This window comes from Clostridium sp. CF012, from assembly GCF_018861755.1.
Lineage (GTDB): Bacteria > Bacillota > Clostridia > Clostridiales > Clostridiaceae > Clostridium_AD.
In genome coordinates this window covers 1-19,787 of record NZ_JAHLEF010000054.1, presented here as the reverse complement: position 1 = coordinate 19,787, position 19,787 = coordinate 1, and the positions used below count along the sequence as shown (strand labels likewise).

Annotated in this window: 19 protein-coding genes and 1 other annotated feature; of the genes, 13 read left to right on the top strand and 6 right to left on the bottom strand. The window is 30.6% G+C overall.

Annotated features, from left to right (window positions below):
* Positions 1-161 precede the first annotated feature (161 nt).
* The 6 genes from KPL50_RS25115 to KPL50_RS25090 all read right to left on the bottom strand — a co-directional run bounded on the left by KPL50_RS25115 (position 162) and on the right by KPL50_RS25090 (position 8,280).
* Positions 162-1,961 (bottom strand): ABC transporter ATP-binding protein, encoded by a 1,800-nt coding sequence (locus KPL50_RS25115; protein WP_216301233.1) that lies wholly within the window; start codon positions 1,959-1,961, stop codon positions 162-164.
* Complete coding sequence (locus tag KPL50_RS25110; protein WP_216301232.1) at positions 1,900-3,654, bottom strand: ABC transporter ATP-binding protein; 1,755 nt, start codon at positions 3,652-3,654, stop codon at positions 1,900-1,902. Before KPL50_RS25110 ends, KPL50_RS25115 begins: the two co-directional genes overlap by 62 nt.
* 33 nt (positions 3,655-3,687) lie before the next feature.
* Positions 3,688-4,710: a LacI family DNA-binding transcriptional regulator gene (locus KPL50_RS25105; protein WP_216301231.1), complete on the bottom strand. Its 1,023-nt coding sequence runs from the start codon at positions 4,708-4,710 to the stop codon at positions 3,688-3,690.
* Positions 4,711-4,911: 201 nt separating this feature from the next.
* The gene (locus tag KPL50_RS25100) at positions 4,912-5,442 is read right to left on the bottom strand and encodes an amidase domain-containing protein (protein ID WP_375372961.1); all 531 of its coding nucleotides are present in this window, start codon (positions 5,440-5,442) and stop codon (positions 4,912-4,914) included.
* Between the two features lie 73 nt (positions 5,443-5,515).
* Entirely contained in the window at positions 5,516-6,850 is a 1,335-nt protein-coding gene (locus KPL50_RS25095; protein ID WP_216301230.1) for a metallopeptidase TldD-related protein, read from the bottom strand.
* A complete protein-coding gene (locus KPL50_RS25090) occupies positions 6,850-8,280 on the bottom strand; it encodes a TldD/PmbA family protein (protein ID WP_216301229.1) in 1,431 nt (476 codons plus the stop codon). Before KPL50_RS25090 ends, KPL50_RS25095 begins: the two co-directional genes overlap by 1 nt.
* Positions 8,281-8,648: 368 nt before the next feature.
* On the opposite strand from KPL50_RS25090, the gene KPL50_RS25085 reads away from it, so the two are divergent.
* The 13 genes from KPL50_RS25085 (at position 8,649) to KPL50_RS25025 (ending at position 19,712) form a co-directional block, all read left to right on the top strand.
* Positions 8,649-10,031, top strand: coding sequence for a radical SAM protein (locus KPL50_RS25085; protein ID WP_216301228.1), 1,383 nt, complete (start codon positions 8,649-8,651; stop codon positions 10,029-10,031).
* Complete coding sequence (locus KPL50_RS25080) at positions 10,031-10,645, top strand: isoprenylcysteine carboxylmethyltransferase family protein (RefSeq protein WP_216301227.1); 615 nt, start codon at positions 10,031-10,033, stop codon at positions 10,643-10,645. Before KPL50_RS25085 ends, KPL50_RS25080 begins: the two co-directional genes overlap by 1 nt.
* Before the next feature lie 4 nt (positions 10,646-10,649).
* Positions 10,650-11,117: a DUF4395 family protein gene (locus tag KPL50_RS25075; RefSeq protein ID WP_216301226.1), complete on the top strand. Its 468-nt coding sequence runs from the start codon at positions 10,650-10,652 to the stop codon at positions 11,115-11,117.
* Positions 11,118-11,133: 16 nt separating this feature from the next.
* On the top strand, positions 11,134-11,937 hold the full coding sequence (locus KPL50_RS25070) for a prolipoprotein diacylglyceryl transferase (RefSeq protein WP_216301225.1): 804 nt from the start codon (positions 11,134-11,136) through the stop codon (positions 11,935-11,937).
* A 4-nt stretch (positions 11,938-11,941) separates the two neighbouring features.
* A complete protein-coding gene (locus KPL50_RS25065; RefSeq protein ID WP_216301224.1) occupies positions 11,942-12,283 on the top strand; it encodes a hypothetical protein in 342 nt (113 codons plus the stop codon).
* Positions 12,284-12,606: 323 nt separating this feature from the next.
* Positions 12,607-12,768, top strand: coding sequence for a hypothetical protein (locus KPL50_RS25060; RefSeq protein ID WP_216301223.1), 162 nt, complete (start codon positions 12,607-12,609; stop codon positions 12,766-12,768).
* Positions 12,769-12,866: 98 nt separating this feature from the next.
* Positions 12,867-13,121 (top strand) — a binding site (T-box leader).
* Positions 13,122-13,198: 77 nt separating this feature from the next.
* The gene (locus KPL50_RS25055) at positions 13,199-14,032 is read left to right on the top strand and encodes a bifunctional 2-polyprenyl-6-hydroxyphenol methylase/3-demethylubiquinol 3-O-methyltransferase UbiG (protein ID WP_216301222.1); all 834 of its coding nucleotides are present in this window, start codon (positions 13,199-13,201) and stop codon (positions 14,030-14,032) included.
* 733 nt (positions 14,033-14,765) lie between these two features.
* On the top strand, positions 14,766-15,659 hold the full coding sequence (locus KPL50_RS25050; protein WP_216301221.1) for a hypothetical protein: 894 nt from the start codon (positions 14,766-14,768) through the stop codon (positions 15,657-15,659).
* Between the two features lie 264 nt (positions 15,660-15,923).
* Positions 15,924-16,976, top strand: coding sequence for a site-specific integrase (locus KPL50_RS25045; protein WP_216301220.1), 1,053 nt, complete (start codon positions 15,924-15,926; stop codon positions 16,974-16,976).
* A gap of 289 nt (positions 16,977-17,265) precedes the next feature.
* Positions 17,266-17,874, top strand: a complete 609-nt coding sequence (locus KPL50_RS25040) for a hypothetical protein (protein WP_216301219.1) — start codon at positions 17,266-17,268, stop codon at positions 17,872-17,874.
* Positions 17,875-18,435: 561 nt separating this feature from the next.
* A complete protein-coding gene (locus KPL50_RS25035; protein ID WP_216301218.1) occupies positions 18,436-19,035 on the top strand; it encodes a DUF3137 domain-containing protein in 600 nt (199 codons plus the stop codon).
* Between the two features lie 218 nt (positions 19,036-19,253).
* Positions 19,254-19,424, top strand: coding sequence for an NUDIX domain-containing protein (locus tag KPL50_RS25030; RefSeq protein WP_216301217.1), 171 nt, complete (start codon positions 19,254-19,256; stop codon positions 19,422-19,424).
* A gap of 93 nt (positions 19,425-19,517) precedes the next feature.
* Positions 19,518-19,712, top strand: a complete 195-nt coding sequence (locus KPL50_RS25025) for a hypothetical protein (RefSeq protein ID WP_216301216.1) — start codon at positions 19,518-19,520, stop codon at positions 19,710-19,712.
* Positions 19,713-19,787: the final 75 nt, after the last annotated feature.

Genomic DNA, 19,787 nt, shown 5'->3' with positions numbered 1-19,787 from the left:
ATAACTATTCCTCCTCACTTAATTATTAGATATTATTTCCACAAATACCATTAGTTAATACAAAAAAAATAATGTAGCTAGATTTGTTTACACAAATCTAGCTACATTCCCAAACGGTATGAAAAATGATAAAGTAAAGCATTTTTCATACCGTTTTTATATTAGTTTGCAACCTGTGTATCACCTTGGATCATATCTTTATAATACCCACCACGTCGCATAAGTTCATCGTGATTTCCTACTTCTATAATTTCTCCATGTTTAAGCACCACTATTTTATCTGCATTTCGTATGGTTGATAATCTATGGGCAATAATAAGTGTGGTTCTATCTTGAGCCATTTCTTCAATTACCTTTTGTATTAGCTTTTCAGTATGTGTATCTATATTTGCCGTAGCTTCATCTAATATAAATATAGATGGTGAATGAGCAAGAGCCCTAGAAAAAGATAGTAGTTGTTTCTGACCTGCTGAAAAAGTGGCTCCTCTTTCCATAACAACTGAGTGGATTCCCCTTGGCAGCCCATTTACAAAGTCTAAAGCACAGGTAGTTTTAAGGGACTTGATCAAGGTCTTATCACTTATATTATCATTTAGTATAACATTAGATTTTACATCTCCTGAAAATAAAAATACATCTTGAAGAACGACTGATATACCTTTTCTTAAGTCCTTCTTTTTTAGTTCATTAATATTAATTCCATCTATTAGAATCTCACCCTTTTGAATTTTATAAAATCCACTTATGAGGCTTATTATTGTAGTTTTTCCTGCTCCAGTTTCTCCTATAAAGGCAACAGTCTCTCCCTTTTTAACTTTAAAACATACATTCTTTAATATCCACTCTGAATTATTATAGGAAAACCATACATTCTTAAATTCTATATTCCCCTGTAATTCTTCGATGCTCCTGCCATCATCTAAATCTTCTAGAGAATCTTCCTCATCTAGAAGTTCAAAAATTCGTTCTGCAGAAACCAAAGCGGATTGAATTGTAGTATAGTTATCCGCAAGATCGGAAATGGGATTAAAAAATTGTTTTATATAGGTTGTAAAAGCGAATAGTACACCTATCTCTATAGTATGGTTTGCAATTTTGCTCATGGAATACCATAATATTATTGCTACTGCAAGGTTCTGGAAAACATCCGCTGCTGGTCTTAATATACTGTTCATCCTAACCTGAAATAATGTACTCTTTAAATATTCCCCATTTAATTTTAGAAACTCATTGTTTTTTTCTTTTTCGCCTGCGAATATTTGTATGATTTTCATTCCTGAAATGTTCTCAGCCATAAATCCATTAATTCTGCCAATTAAGCTTTTCATTTTTGAAAAATTATTCTTTATCTTATTTTTCAAAAGAAAAACAATGAAAAACATCATAGGAACTACAGAAAATGAAATAAAAGCTAATTTTACATCGAGTGCAAGCATAGCATATACTATTCCTATAAGTAAGAAGACATCTTTAAACAAACTAATGATTACATCAGTATACATCTCACTTAGTGCTTCCACATCATTTGTGGCCCTAGTTATGAGTCTTCCAGAGGAAGTTTTATCAAGATATGATAGTGGAAGAAATTGGATTGTCCTAAATACTCTTCTTCTCAAATTTCTCATAATTTCCTGACCAGCACTATTTATTAAATTCACTTGGGTAAAAGAGGATAGTCCACCAATTGCTACAACAGCAAAATATAATATTCCCATAGATGTTATAGAATAAATACCATTTTGCGATACTTTCTTTATTAAAAAATCATCAATGACAAGTTTTAATATATAGGGTTTTAAAAGTTCTGCGGCATTTACAAGCATTACACATAGTGCAGCTAGAATTATCTTATTAAGATATGGTTTTGTTAATGCTAAAAGTCTTTTAATACTATTTATTTTATGAAGCTTCACACTTTGATTTTTTTTTCTGGTTTTCGTGTTGGGACTTGTAGGTTTCACAATATAGTCCTCCTTTCTTTATAAGTTCATCATGAGTTCCATTTTCGCATATCCTACCTTCATCTAAGACTATAATAAAATCAGCATGTTCTATCGTAGAAATTCTATGAGCAACAATTATTGTGGTCTTACCAAGTCTTAGTTTTTTTATGTTTTTAAGTAAGTTAGATTCAGTAATAGTGTCCACGGCTGAAAGGGAATCATCTAAAATCAGAATGGCTGGGTCTCGGATAATAGCCCTGGCTATAGAAATACGTTGCTTTTCGCCTCCAGATAGGTTGACCCCACGTTCTCCAAGTACAGTATTAAATCCATTAGGGGAATCCATAATACTATCATATATGGAACTTATTCGAGCAGCTGTTTCAACTTCCTCATCGGTGTATATATCCTTGAAAAATTTTATATTTTCTTTAATGGATGCAGAAAATAAGAAATTATCTTGCGGTACATAGCCAATGCTACTTCTAAGTGTTTCTAGATAATAGTCATTTATGTCCACAGAGTCAATAAATATTTCTTTTGGTGAGGACATATAAAGCTTTAATAATAAACTTACTAGGGTAGTTTTTCCTGAACCAGTTTTGCCCGTGATTCCAATAGTATACCCCTTAGGTATTTTAAGACTAATATTTTCCAAAGCTGTTTTGTCAGAATCACTATAAGAAAAACTCAGGTTTTTGAATTCTATTTCACCCTCAATAGTACTACTTATCATTTTTGCTCCATCTTGAATTTTAGGGTTCACATTAAGTATTGTATCCAATCTTTTTATAGAAGCAATACCTCTTTGAACTATGTTTATAACTTTTCCGAGTGAAACTATAGGCCTCATAATCATGGTCAAATAACCATTAAAGGCGATAAAATCTCCAAGGGTTATCCCTCCATTTAATACCATATTCCCGCCTATAATAAGATTCATAACAAAGCTTATACTAAAGGAAATCTCAATTAAAGGGGAGAGGGAGGAGGATACTTTTACCATATTAATGTTAGAATCCATCATTGTAGCACTTAATATTTCAAACTTTTGAGCCTCAGCTTCTTCCTGAACATAGGATTTTATTACTCTAATTCCATATATGTTTTCTTGAACTCGACCAGAGATAGAGGCGAAATTCTCCTGAACAACTCTAAATCGCTTTTGAACAAGCCTTCCTATTTTTATCATGAAAAAAATAATAAAGGGAATTGGAATTAGTATCATCAAAGTGAATTTAAGATCCATAATTTTGGACATGGAATATATAGAAACACTACAGATAGCAATGCCATTTATTATCATGGCTGTTGCTGGCCCCAAAGTCATTCTTACAGCAGAAACATCATTTATAGCGTAGGCGATTAAATCTCCAGTTTTCCTTTTATTATAAAATTCTGGAGATAGTTTTTGAAAGTGATTATAAAGTTTTTCCCTAAGATGACATTCAAGATTTCTAGCATTTACTACAATTAGATTCCGCCATGCATAAGTACTTATAAATGTACCTATAGTAATTAAAAGTATGTATGCTATCTTGATTTTTACAAGATTAAAAGTAAAATTAGACTTTCCCAGTATATCAATGGTATCGCCTAGAACTCTAGGGAAAAACGATTGAATATAAGATGTTAAAAACATAAATAGAATGCCAATAATATATGATATTTTATGCTTTTTAATAAACCCTACTATTATGTTCTTTCCCATTTAATTCGCTCCTTTACAAATTTTAAATAGTCATTACCTGGGGTTACGAAATTTGGTTAAGCTTTTGACAGATTCCCTTGAAATTAAAGTACTATTAATAGTTATGCTTTCATATGGTTTATCTGGGTTATTAATTCTTTTTAAAAGGAGCTCCACCGCTATTTCACAGGAATATTCAATATTTAAATCTAAAGTTGTAAGAGCAGGTAACGTTAAAGAGGACATTTCAGTATTACCACTACTAATGATAGATATGTCTTCCGGTACTTTAATTCCCTTTTTATAAAGTAGATTAATTAATTTCACAGCTATATAGTCACCTTGACAAATAATTGCTGAAGGCTTATTTTTCATCCTAATCAAATTCATAACTGATATTTCAAAATTTTCCTCGAAATTTTCTTCAATATAAGTAAATAACTCACTTCTAAAAGGTATTTCATAATCTTCAAGAGCAGAGGTTATTCCAAGCACCTTTTCTTTATTCCTAAACAAAATACTGCGCCTTCCTAAAAAACCAATATCCACATGCCCTTTTTTTATTAAATACTCACATTGCTTATATCCTCCATTATTGAAATTAAACCAAACACTGTCAACATCGCAGGAAGGTGAATATCCTGTATAAAAAATGTAATTTTTAATTTTATTTTTTAGAAAAGCTACATAATTATCATCAAATTTTCCAATAAAAATTAGACCATTAAAATTATTCTCTTTTAATAATTTTAATGGAGGTTGCATCTTATCTTGATTATTCTTATCAACAAATTCTGTATGGTAGGATATATTCATATTTTGAAGAGCACGCTGTATCCCCTGTATCATATATGAAAAATTACTATTGTCATGTATAAGAGGCCTTTGATGTAGCACCAAAATTTTATAAGTATTTTTGTTTGTAGACTTTACATATCCCATTTCTTTTGCTTTAACAGTGATTTTTTCTCTTAATTCTTCTCCAACTCCAATTTTCCCTGCTAGTGCTCTGCTTACAGATATTGCTGAGACATCTAAAGCAGACGCTATATCTGCTATTGTAGTTTTATTAGTCAAATAATGCACCTCCAAATTTATGATATACTACTATTATAAGTAATATCAAGTTAAAATACAACGTTTAAAACAAATATATTTAACGTTATAATTTCTAATTTATAACGTTAATTTGAAATTTACATAAAAAAATAACAAGTCATTATACTGGCATTTTGACTTGTTATTTTTTCATGTATCTAAAGAATAAAATTATAATCTTTATAAGCTTATCTTAAAAAAATGTAATTTATTAGCTGGCCAAGAGTTTTTATAATATATATCTAGAGCCTCAAAGGAATGATGAGAAACTAAAGGCTGACCATATCTAAAAGAGGTAATAATGGCTGAGTGAAATATATTTCCATCGTTACCTTCGAAAAATATCAAATCGCCTAATTCAAGTAGACTAGTATCATATACTTCAAGACCCTTAATTCCAGTCGCGTTAGATTGTTGATTAACCTTTAATGTCCAATAAAGAGAGTGTGCTACAGTCCAGGTCACAGACCAGGTGTCATCCTTTGTACTTAAGGTATTAGCTTTGTTGTACCACCAAGGATGTGAGCCATTATAAATCATAGGTGCTCCACCAGCTAGTAGGCACTGAGATATAAAGTTTGCACAATCCCCACTAGTCTCATTATTAATAAGAGGAAAGTACCTAAAGTTCGGGTTTGGATGCAATGCATAGGTCCTTGCATAATTAACAGCATCTATTCTAGAATACTGGTTTGTTTTTAAAAATTCCATAATACGCTCCATAAAATTACTATTATTAAATTCTATGATAAAGCTACTGTGAATGTTCATAAAAAGCAAAGTTTTATTCTATTCCAGCTACACTTACATTTAATAGTTTAACAATTTTAGGTCCTATAAAGTTATTATCCTTTTGCATTTCTTTTGATAAATACATTTGCTTTTGCAGTTTTTTAATATTACCTGACACAGAACCACCTGTAACTGGAATAGTGTTTGTACCATCAAAAAACCAACCTAGCCTAATCTCTCCAGCAAAATCTCCTGTTAAATTATCCATTTGGAAATCAGAAAAAGCTATTATTTCTAGGTATGGATCCACTTTTAAATCTGCTATTGAATGTTTTCCACCTTCAATAATAAAGTTTGATATATTCCCTGTAGGGTCTATATTTAAATAATGGCAATGACGCAAATCTCCATGATATCTATTTAAAACACCACTACTAAATATCTTAACAGAATTCACAGGAAAACCATTAGAATCGTAAGGAGAAGAGTTGGTTGAGTTTTTCATAAAAGGATCTAAAGTGAGAGTTATTAAATCACCAGCTGCATCCTCACCTTGAATGTTCTCACCAAGTTTTGCAGTAGACATTGCATTGTACACAGTTTTAGCAGAAGCTTGTGACACGTAATAATTTAATAGTTCAATTACTGGGGTTCCATTAAGTAATATGTTGTAATTCCCAAGTGCCGGAGTAGGGGATGCAATGGCTTTTTCTTTGCTAATAATAAGCATCTCTTTTACTTTTTCATCTATCAAATCATAATCCATCTCTGAAAAATCTAGGTGCTTATAAAGTTCAATTTCTTCTGTGTCTTCCTTCCAATTAGTTATAAACTCCACTTCCCCCTTGTATGTGGTGAAAGATACATCTATTCCGGTAGAAATTACAATACGTGTATAAACTTTATTAAGGAAGATCTCAGAAGAATTTATACCTCCTTTATCACAAATGTCTGAATTGTAGATTGCATCAGTTAATGTAGGAAGCCATTCATTAAGTGGTTTCTCGGAAAAATTGCTTATTATTTCCTGATGGACGTTATTAGAAGGTTCAGCTAAAGGATAATATTTGTTTTTTATAAAACTTGCTGCTAAGGAAACTTCTTCAATAACCTGAAGTATCTCTTCATCGTTCATAGTAGGATGAATAATAGCGGAAGATGAGCCTGTATACATTACATCTTCTTCCTTGAAATTTTTATAAACTGTTATATTAAAATTATGAACATCTTTAGATCTATACATATCTAATCCTTTTTTTACAAAGAAAAGTTCACTTGCAGTTATTTTATTTTCTATTATTTTAAAACCATCCATTTTAATACTATCTTTTTCTAAACTATTCAATTTTACAGATTCAGCAATTAGTTTTTTTATTCTTTCTATCATTATCCTAACCTCACTTTTGCTTTTATATATGGGCCACCATCTGAAACCTTAACCCATTCCTTATAACCTTTGCCACAAGCACCAGAACCAGAAAGTTCCACAGTTTCTGATAGCATAGATATGGATTTTAAAACATCTGGAACATATCCTGTCATAATTACAGGGGAGACTATTTCACCAGTTAATCTTCCATCTTTAATTTCCAGGCCTTTAAGTATCATGCATTGGATTCCCCAGTTCTTAGGATCTTCCATACCACTCATAGTTCCATCTAAAAGGTAACCAAATTTAATGGAAGCTATCATATCTTCTAAGGTATCATTTCCCGCAGTAAAGAAGGTATTAGTCATTCTTGCATAAGCTTTTCTTTCAAAAGATTCTCTTTTACCATTACCAGTAGGTTTAGTTCCTAGCTTAAGAGCCGATAATATATCAGAAATTCCGGTTTTAAGTTGACCTTTTTCTATAACAATAGTATCTGTTCCTAGAACTCCTTCATCATCAAACAAATAAGAAGACATATTAATTGCAGCTGCAGCACCGTCATGCATTGTAACTAATTCTGATGCCACGCTTTTACCTAGATATTCCAAAGCTTTTGCTCTTTTTTTAACGAACATGTCCATTTCTACTCCATGGCCAAAAGCTTCATGGGCAATTAGCCCTGATATTTCAGGAGAACATATTACTTCATATTCACCTGGTATTACGCTTCTCGCATCTAAAAGTTTTATGCTTGTATCTACTACTTTTTCTATGTTGCTTTTCATTTCATCAAGCAATTCTACTGCCTTTAAACCAGAAAAAGATGTATGGGCGTATTTAGTATTCTCATCTCTACGGACTATGCTTACCAAATATCCTTCGCTCCATATATAAGATTGTTCTAGTTCCTTATTATTAGAAATAAATATCTTTGACACATGAACTTCATGATATGCTACTCTAAAATCTACAAGTAAATCTGAGTAACTTAAGGCGGAATCTTTAATAGAACACATTTTCTCTATTTTTTCTTTTGATGTTAAACTTGAGGGAAGAGTAGTGACTTCACCTAAAAACTGCTCCTTGATTAAAGATTCCTCTATTAATTCATAAGCATTTATAGTTATTGAGGCATTTGTTAGGCTTTCAAGAGTTTTGGCCATTTTTAAGTGTACTTCATCCAATATAGTATTTAAGTTATTTTCATTGATTTCGTTAAAAGAAAACTCAGAATAGTTTACACCGTTATGAACCCTTATAACAAAACCACGTTCACACCAGTGTGAGTCACTTAAATCTATACCAGTTTTTTGTACGTTATAAATTTTCCCCTTAGTATCTGTGCCTAAAATTGATACATATTTATAGTTTTCAGAAAGAATTCCTACTATTTTTTTCAAAATAGGCTTCTGACTTACTAAAAAACTAGACATTGAAACTTTCATTAAATTATCCCTCCAATATTTCTTTTATTGTACTAAACCATTATTAATTACATTACACATTTTAGAAATACATTTCCCCTAAAATAGTACATTAATATTGCAAAACTTCTAAAATGTTTCCAATAATAATTATATGCTAAATTTATAAACAAATCCATAAACTTGAATAAATGAATAATTATTCACCTATATACATCTTAAAATTCAAGGATTAGAAAATCAATATATCAAATAATATGTAATTATGTTTAATATTTGATATATAAATTAATCTTGTGTATAATTAAAATAAATCGAATATTATAGCAATTCTAAATTTTTTTAACACGTAAGTTATGTTAATTATATAAAAGGAGAGGGGTAGTTTAATGAACAGAGACTATATTTTTCATGAATATACAAATAGTTTATGTCCAGAATGCCTTCAGATAATTCCCGCAAAGGTTATTTTAAAAGATAAAAAGGTTTATTTACTAAAATATTGTCCTACTCATGGAGAACAAATGGAGTTACTCGAGGAAGTGGCTGATTATCATTTAAAGAAAAAGCAGTATGATAAACCTGGAACACCAATGAAGGTTTATTCAAAAGTACAAAAGGGGTGCCCCTTTGATTGTGGTACATCTGGAACGTGTCCACAACATGATCAACACGGCTGCATTGGATTAATAGAAGTAACTACAAGGTGTAATCTGAAGTGCCCTCTATGTTTTGCTGATGCAGGTGAGGGGGAGTTTTTGTCAATAGATCAAATAGAAAAAATGATGGACTTTTTTATAGACTCTGAATATGGACAAGGTGAAATATTACAGATAAGTGGTGGAGAGCCAACTATTCATCCAGATATTATAGAAATTATAAAGTTAGCTAAAACTAAAAACTTTAAGTATGTAATGTTAAATACAAATGGAATAAGAATAGCAGAAGATGAAGATTTTGCCCTTCAGTTGCAGCAGTTCGTAGGAGGCTTTGAAGTTTATCTTCAATTTGATGGGTTCAAAGAAAGTACTTACAATATTTTAAGAGGTAAAAATCTATTATCTCTTAAGAAAAAAGCTTTAGCAAACCTATCAAAATATAAGATACCTACAACTTTGGTTTCTACAATTACTACTGGAGTGAATGATGACGAAGTAGGAGAAATATTTGCGTTTGGTATTAACACATCCTATGTACGCGGTATTAATTTTCAACCAGCGGCTTTTTTTGGTAGGGTTCAGGGTATTGATAGGAACAATAGAATTACACTTTCTGGAATATTAAAGCGAATGGAGGCGCAATCCACTGGAATGCTTAAAATGGATGATTTCATCCCACTTCCCTGCGACTCGGAAAGAGTCGCTATCACCTATATGTACAAAACATCAAAGGGAGGGTTTATTCCAATAACGAGAAATGTAAAGATACAGGAATATCTTCACCTTATTAATAATACTTTTGTATTTACTATTGAAGATGCATTAAAAAATGCAGGTGGAAGCATAACAGATATGAAAACCTCTTGCGACTGCTTTAAATTTTTAAAAGACTTTAGACAAATTGTCCCGCTAAACTTTTTCATGAAATCGAAAGAAAAGAAGATGGAATATGTAGATGAAAACACATTTAGAGTAAGTGTAAGTTCCTTTGTAGACGCTTACAATTTTGATGCCAGATCAATGCAAAAGGAATGTGTTCATGTGGTAACGAAAGATCTACGAAAAATACCATTTTCAGCATATAACATTCTTCATAGGAATGGGTGCACATAATGTTACAGTTTAAAATCCCAGATATGTTCGCATTTATAATTCAGCTAATTATATGTACAAGCGTATTAGGCTTATTTGTTTCAATACTTATAGATTTTACACTATATACAAGAGATGATCATATAAAAAAAGAAAAGAAGTCTTTCGTTGAAACAGGTACGATGACATTATTTTTATTTGCTTTTTATTTAATCCTTATGACTAAAATAGGTACAGTTCCAATATATTATAATATCTTAAAGCATATTGTTATTATACTAGGAGCAATAGCCATTGTTAGTGGTTGTATTATAAATATCTGGGGCAGGATTAATTTGGGCAGTAATTGGGCTAATCATATAAAAATATATGATGAACATACCTTAGTTCAAAAGGGAATGTATAAAATAGTTAGACATCCACTATATGGTTCCATTATGCTAATGTTTTATGGTGCCTGTGTAGTATATAGAAATATATTATGTTTTCTCGTAGTTACATTTATATTTATACCTTTTATGTATTATAGGGCAAAGCAAGAAGAAACCTTATTAATCCAGGCTTTCTCTGAATACAATGAATATAAAAAAAGAACTGGTATGTTTTTCCCGAAGATAATTAAGAGAAAGGGATGATTATATGAAAGAGTGTAGACCGGTTGTAGTGTCCCGTGGAGCATTTAATTTCTGTAAATATACAGTGGCCTCAATATTTTGGTTAGCATTGATATTTCATAATAAGTTATTAGTTGCAGTAGGATTTTCAATGCTCTTACTATCAGCAATTTTAAAAGTTAAAAATGCTCCTTTAGTTTTTCTTTATACTTATACAATTGATAAGATATTTCCATCTAAGAGCGAAATTTTAGATGAAAAGGCAGTTTGTTTTGCTCATATAGTAGGAGCAACAATGTCTGGAATAGCACTTTTATTTCTTTATTTTATCCATCCTTTAACTGGCTGGATATTAACGGGGGTATTAGCCGTTTTAAAGACATCAGCATCCTTTGGATTTTGTGGCTCTATGAAACTTTATGGTTGTCTTAATAATCCAAATGGCCAGTGTTGCAGGGCTTCTAAAAAAGTAAAGCAGTGTAAGCTCAAATAGGAATGGGAGTGAATTAATGTTTAGCCAAACTGGACTTTTTAAATCTCTACCTTTTAAAATAACACCTTCTCCAAATGAATCCTGGGGGATAAAGCCTGTGCTTTTTAAAATAGGAGATTTCCCCATTGAAGCCTATCCTGCAATGTTATTTTTAGCATTACTCGCAGGAATTTCCATATATGTGTGGCAACTTAAAAAAGATGGGATTAAAAGTTCAAATGCTTTTTATATCGCCTTGTTTGGTATAGTAGGAGGAACAGTAGGTGCAAAATTGCCTCTTTTATTTATGTACTGGAATGAAATTAATTCTAATACAAATTCACTAAATGCTGTGCTGCAAGGTAGAACGATAGTGAGTGGACTAATTGGTGGTAGTATTAGCATATTAATAGCAAAGCGAATATTTAATATAAAGGAGCGAATGGGCAATCAATTGGCTATACCAATTGCAGTAGCCATGGCAATTGGAAGAGTAGGTTGTATACTCAGAGGTTGTTGTTATGGAAAAGAAACACACCTAGCATGGGGAGTTGATTTTGGTGATCATATATTAAGGCATCCTACTCAAATATATGAAATAATATTTGATATTGCTATGGTAATTTATTTATCTATAAGAAAAAGAAAAGGTGTAAGACCAGGACAACTTTATTCTATTTTTCTAAATGGGTATCTTAGCTTCAGATTTTTATTAGAATTTATACGAGTTGAGAAAGTGTCTTTTATTGGTTTAACAGACTTTCAGATACTTTGTATAGTAGGATTACTGTTTATAAATAGAAAATATATAAAATCTATATTTATGAGAAAGGATGCGTAGGAATATGAGTAATGAAAATCCCGAAAATCAAAAACTTACTAACAATGTAAGTAAACAGGATAATTTTAATAAGCCGCCTAAAAAAAGTCCTTGGGGAGATATATTTTTAGGTATAGGTTTATCTTTCACACTTATTATAGCAATGATCGCAGCACTCTATATTGGTAAAGCAGGAATAATTTCTATTGTTATGTTTATTTTAATATCCTGTGCAACATTTTTGTCAGTTAGATTTATACGGCGAACACACCCGATAGCGGGCAAAATACTTCTTGCCACAGTTATACCGTTGACTTTAGTATTATTACTTTTTGGTGCATGTTTTGTATCTCTAGGTGGATTATAAATTGATTACATTTAAAAATTTGGATTTTTAGCTGAAGCTGAGGATGATGAGGAAATTATATTTTTGAAACTCAAGTAGTTATTTTATTATTCATAGATGCGTCTAGCAATATCATGGTACTAAATGGTTAGCTATAAATATATATATGTAGATTAATATTATAATCTCAATTTGTTGTTTTTATTTACATTTTAAAAATGTCAAGAATGCGTAAACATAATACAACAAATTCTGTTTTGAATTTAAAATACTGGCTTTAAAACGCAAATTTTATACATAAGCGCAAGTTATTTATATTATAAAGGGATTATACTCTTCTTAACATGGAAGGAAAAACCATTATTATGGTTACTCATAGATTATCAAAAGATTTAAATAAATCCGATGAAGTAATTCTAATGAATAGTGGGGAAATTGTACAAAGAGGTAGATTTGAAGAAATTTCTAAAACTGAGGAACTTAAAAAAATCAAAAATGTTGCTTAAATCAATATGTATTGTATTTATACTTTTTTAAATCTTTCTATTGATTTTAAATTTAAAATGAACTATAATGTAAAATAATACAAAAAAAAACAATATAAGCAATTGCGATGATGAGAAGAGTAAGTAAATAAATTCTTTTAAAGAGAGCCACCGTAGCTGAAATGGGGCAAAGAATTATTTAGTGAAACAAGCCTTTGAGCTTCACTCCGAATCTTTCTAAAGGGGAGGAAGTGACGTATGTTCACGTTATAGAACTAAAGTATAAGTATAAATAATACCGTACTTGAAGAGGTTAAGATGGTAACATTTTAACGAACTAGGGTGGCACCGCGAATATTGCTCTCGTCCCTAAGATTATAAAATCTTGGGGGTGAGAGTTTTTTTATTTAATTTCATATATTAACAATCAATTGAGAGGAAGGTGTCACGTATGAATTTGATAAATAAAGAAGCATTGGAGTATTATAATAATGGTGCAGAAATAGGTAGACTAGAAAGAGGCATTGGTAAAATAGAATTTGAGAGAACTAAGGAAATTATTTTAAGATATTTACCTAAAAATAGAACTACTATTTATGATGTTGGCGGTGGAGTAGGAATATACTCTAGATGGCTAGCGGAGTTAGGGCATGAAGTGCATTTAATAGAGTTATCACCAAATGCTGTGGAATGTGCTAAAAATATTAATTCTTCAACAGATTGTCCAATATATAGCCTTGAAGTGGGAGATGCACGTAACATAGATAGATCAGATGAAAGTGCAGATATAGTTTTGTTAATGGGACCTATGTATCATTTAATAAATATAGAAGATAGACTAAAAGCACTTAATGAGGCTAAGCGAGTGTTAAAAAAAGATGGACTACTTGTGTGTGCAGGAATAACAAGATATGGTTCAATGTTATGGGCAATTTCGGTATATGGGTCAGAAAATAAAATATTGGATGAAGTAGAATTCGTAAATATGATTAGGGGAGAGATAAAAGAAGGTCATCATATTAGACCAGATATATATCCTTCTTTTATTGCCAGGTCTTACTTTCATCTACCAAAAGAGTTTGAAGACGAAATTAGAAATGCTGGTTTTATAGTTGAAAAAACCTTAGCAGTTGAGGGACCAACTTGGATAGTTCCTACATTAGATACAGTTTGGAAGAGTGAAGATAGCAAGAAAACAATATTAGATATGGCAAGAATGGTTGAGGAAGATGAGAATATTATGGCTATGAGTCCTCATTTTCTTAATATATCAATAAAAAAATAATTTGGGGGTTATGAAATCGGCATTACTAATAATTGATATGCAAAAACTGTTTAAAAGTTTAAAGCATTCGGAGTTTGAAAATGTTCTTGTACCTAAATGATTGATGAACCATATTAGAAATATTAGACATAAAAATCACGTTCATAACATTTATCTTAGCGGAGGATATTTTATTTTCTGTCCAGTTATATCAAAAGACTATTATGTTTTACTATTCAGATGCATCTATTATAAGTCGATTCCTCTTTTTGAACGTGAATTTTCTTTTAGCAGGATACCTATTTTTGTTGCGTCCTCATTGATTAATATATTATTTAATTGCTAAAACTTATAAATTTTAATCATAAACTTCAAAATAACCATTCAATATAATAAAAGTTATATTGAATGGTTTTGTTTTTGCCTTAAATCACGCTTTTTTACTAATTTTATATGTATTTTTTAAAGCTTTATGGTATACTTATAAAGTAAACATTATGTATACAAGTCAAATATATTGTATACATAGGTATACTAGTGTTTACATTGATATATAATCCGAAATATACTAAGAGATTTTAATTGCAGCTAAAAATAAATCATTAAAAATTATTGAACCCAAGTATTTTAGCAATTATACTGTTTATAGAATCATTTTTAGCAGACGGTAGATAAATTTAAATATAAATGGCATTTAGTTACAAAAAGATTGAATTAATCATTGAAAATACTGGACAGAGAGAGGTAATAGCAAATGGATGCAATATTAAGCGTAAGAATAAGCGATGAATTAAAACAAAAGTTTAATGAATTGGCCCAGAGTGAAGGCATAAACAATAAGGAACTCATGGAGCAAGTAGTTAAATACTATGAATTAAATAGAGCAAGAGAAGTAGATAGTAATATGTCTGAAGATATAAAGGAGTTACAAGCAATAACCAGTAGAATGGCGGATATATACATAAATATAGTAGAAAGAAATAATATTAAAGCCTTAGAAGTAAAAAATATTCATAGAAATGAGCTAATAGATAAGAATAATGAGGTTCAAAAACTAAAAGAAGAGATTACATTGTTAAAAGAAGAGAATAAAAAAATAAACTCTTTGGAAAAAGACCTATCTGATGCAAAGCATATAAGTAAAGATCTACAAGAAAGTATTAAGAGTTTAAAAACCCTTAATAATATGCAGGAGGAAAAAATATTAAAACTAACGGAAACCAATGAAAAATATATTAAATACAGAGATGAAATTGTAAAACTTAAAACAGAGCAGGATAAATCAACAAAGGAGAATATGCAATTGAAGAATGAATTATCAAATAAAAATGATGAAGAAGATAGATTAATAAAACAGATAGATGAGTTAAAACAAATAAACAAAAGTAAAATAGGTGAACTTGAAATTAAAGCCAATCAAGATATTGAAATACAGAGGGAAAGAACAAGTTTCCAAATGGACAAAGAAATTTTAAAATTAAAAGAGGAACAACAATTAAAAATACAGGAGTTACAAGAAAGTTTTAATGATAGGGTTAATAAACTATTAATAGAAAAAGAGGAAGTAGCTGAGAATTTTAAAAATATGATTTTGCAAATGGATAAAAACAAAAATGAAACTGAACATATTGTTATTGAAAAGAAATAGAAGCCAATACGCCGTTCATCTTGGGTGGACGGTATTTTTTTTATATAATTATGAGTTCAATCATCATCTGCGATGCTGCAACATTAACGACTTCAGAAGGAAAATTGCCAATGCATTACTTGATAATTACATATTAAATAAATGCTGGATGAGTTAATGTTAATTAATACACATTAAATGAGAAAAATGGTATAATATACGTAGATTATGGTAATAAACATTACAAGAACATGCGTTCTTATAATATAGAAAGAAGGTATTACCATGACTATAAATATATCAAAACGTGAAAATGAATTAGCTGTATCATTTGATTATTCACAAGAACGAATATCTAAAGTAAAAAGTATAAAAGGTCATAAATGGAATGCAAATGATAAAATCTGGACTATACCATTTACAGAAGAAAATTTCTTAATTCTCAAAGAATTATTTAAAAACGAGCAAAAAAATATTGATATTGAAAATAATTCACGGAATAAAGAATTATATAAACTTACGGAGGAGGAAATAAAGCTTAAAGGTTATAGTTTTAAAACAAAAAAATCCTATATGTCACATATAAAAAGATTTTCAAGTTTCATAAATATAAATTTGGATGAAATAACAAATCAAGATGTAAGACAGTATTCCTTATTTCTCCTTGAAGAGCGAAATGTATCACATTCCTATGTAAATCAAGCAATAAGTGCTATAAGATTTTTGTGCAATGAAGTACTAAGACAAAACAAGATTATAGAAGCAATGCCTAGGCCAAAGAAAGAAAACAAATTACCAAATGTTTTAAGCTTTGAAGATGTAGCAAAAATATTAGGTGCACTAAAGAATGAAAAGCATAAAGCAATCCTATTTTTGACATATTCAGCGGGATTAAGAGTCGGAGAAGTCATAAAGCTTAAAGCTCAAGATATTGACAGCCAAAGGATGCTTATTCATGTAGTGCAAGGAAAAGGTAAAAAGGATCGTTATACCATTTTATCAGAAATTGCACTAGAACAACTTAGAAGATATTATAAGTTATATAAGCCTGAAACCTGGCTTTTTCCAGGTCAGAATAGTAAGGAATATATTACGGAAAGAACAGTACAGCGAATATTCAAAAATGCATGTATTGCTGCAAAGATAACAACAAACGCGACTGTACATACCTTGAGGCACTCTTTTGCAACTCATTTACTTGAATGTGGAGTAGACTTAAGGTATATACAGGAGTTACTTGGGCATTCAAGTTCTAAAACTACAGAAGTTTATACCCATGTTACAAAAAAAAGCATAAGTAAAATACAAAGTCCATTAGATAAACTGCAGAAGAGGTAATAAAATAAGGGTGGTGATAAATTCAGCTAGAGTTGTAATAAACGACACCAATGTCGGGAATTCATCTATATTTTAGGAATACCCCCGACATTTATGTCGGGGTAACAATAGTTATCTGAAATTTTAAGTCTATTGAAGTTTTGGCTACGCATTTAGTTTTTGAATAATTTGAATATATTGCGAGGTAATGATTATTTATACTATATGAATAAAGCTTAATAAGCAAGTTAATGTAAGTTAAAGAGAAATATTAATACAATGAAGAACGTAAGAAAGGTGATTTAGAGATATGTTTAGAACAGCTAGATTTTATATAATAGTCGCTCATAAAAACTTAATTATAAAAAAGGAAGGTGAAAATTCAGAAACTATAATTGATTTTGCGTCAGTTATACCAAATGTACCCTTCTATTATCATTTCTTTGATGAAGATAAAACCTATATCAAAGATATGACAAGTCTGATTAAAAAATTAAATATAAGAAATGCAATAATTATTGTTCCTGATGACTCCGTAGACATTGAAGTAGATAGAAAAGTGTTTACTGAATTCTTTCTGAAATGTGGAGTAAAAAAAATTCAAACGAAGTCCCAATGTTTTCTTTTAAGCTTAGATAATAAAAAATATATATCTGTTTCTAGGACTGCAAGAACTATAGTTTTGCAATATATTGTTAATAATAAATCTATTGTTAAAAAATATCTTGACAAGAACTATACAGATATGAAGCAAATTGCGTTAGACGTGAAGAATATTCATCCTGATTGCGAATATGAAAGTATACCTATATATATTAATAATATGAATAATGATATGGAAAAGTTTAAGGTTATTGGACCCTTGGTTTCCTTAAATAATATTATTACAAATATTACGAACTATAAAATGGATAATTAGTTTGCAACCTTCTTTATTGTAAAATATATAGAAATGAATTTTAGGGGATAACTTTACAACTATAGATAGTAAAAGACTTAAACCTTCAGCTAACAAAATGTTGCCGTTCGCCTTGGCTTAGAAAGTACTTTGAAAGTGGACATGTTATGCACTTAAATGTATTTTTAAAATAAAGATAATCTTAAAACCATCGCCAAGGCACATTCCTTCACCAAGCGCGTCGCGCTAAGGCTCAGGAACGTCGGCAACAAGCAACGTTATATTGATTTTTGTTAAACAGAGCAATCATTCAGATGGTTTAATTTATTTTCTTCAGAAGCAATTGTTAGATATTGTCCACCAACAGGTTTTATCAGGATAATCATATATAACTCTAAAAAACATGAGATAAATAGAGGTTTACTAGTTAAATATAAGCTAGTATGTCTAGCAGTAAAGTAATGCAGCACAAAGTGAAAATATGACACATACCTAACTTGTAATATAATCATATTGTAAATATATTAATAACACATAAATGTTTATTCGTAAATGATTTAAATGTTAAGAGGGGGAAATTTTATGGGATTATTTGGACCAAGCAAAAAAGAAATTTGGCAGCAACTGGCTGATGAAATTCAGGCTGATTACGTAAATAAGGGCTTTTGGTCGGGAGACAGAGTAGAAGCCCCCATAGATAATTGGGTTGTTGTATTAGATACCTATACTGTATCCACAGGAAAATCATCAATAACATATACAAGGATGAGAGCACCTTTTGTAAATCTTAATAATTTCTATTTCAAAATATATAGAACTGGAATTTTCAGCGGGCTTGGTAAGATGCTGGGCATGGAAGACATAAACATCGGTTATGAAGAGTTTGATGAGGATTTCGTTATAAAAAGCAATAGTGAAGAAAAGGTAAAGCAGTTGTTTTCAAATAAAAGCATCAGGGATTTAATACAAGAGCAGCCCAAAATTAATCTTGAAATAAAAGATGATGAGGGATTCTTCAATGCACATTTTCCTGAAGGAGTAGATGAGCTATACTTCCAGGTGACTGGTGTTATAAAGGATATTGATAGACTTAAAGAATTATGCGAGCTTTTTGCGGAAGTGCTGAAGGAATTGTGTAGCATAGGCTCCGCAAGTGTTGAAGAGCCAGGAGTAGTATTATAATTAACTTGAAAAATGGGAACTGAAGAGGCTTTAGAGCCATTATTCAAAGTGTAGTAGCTAAAACTACATATAACAAAATGCTCAAGTTTGAGCAGGAAACGTTATAGGACATGGTAATGTTGGGGCTATATTTCGAGGCCCTAACTTTTAATAAGTACAAATTATAATATTGGTAATAAAGAATAATAAATTCCACCCATATTCGAGGAGTGAAGTAAATGATAATGCCAACACATATTGTTACGGCAGCAGGTGTAGTGGAAAATGACAAAGGAGAGATTTTGTTAGTTAAAACATATCACGGAGGATGGGTGTTTCCTGGTGGACAGGTTGAAGTTGGAGAAAACCTTATTGATGCAGTTATTAGAGAAATAAAAGAGGAGAGCTGAATTAATGTCATAGTAAAAAAACTCTTTGCAATTTCGTCAAGCACAGCAATCCATAAAGGATATAATGGAGTTAAAGAAGTTCCTACAAAGGTAATGATGGACTTTATTTGTACTTATGTAGATGGTAAGCTATGCACTTCAGATGAAAACTCAGAATCATGTTGGGTAAAAAAGGATAAAGCACTTGATATGATTATAGCGCCGGCCATTCGTCAACGGCTTCAATCATATTTGGACTTCGATGGAAATGTGGATAGTGTTAACACTATCTTTGTTTTATTTATATAAATCCCTGCTTTAGCAAGGGTTTAAACTGTTTTTATAACAAAAAAACAATGACCCCCTCTTTTTGGTATAATTGTT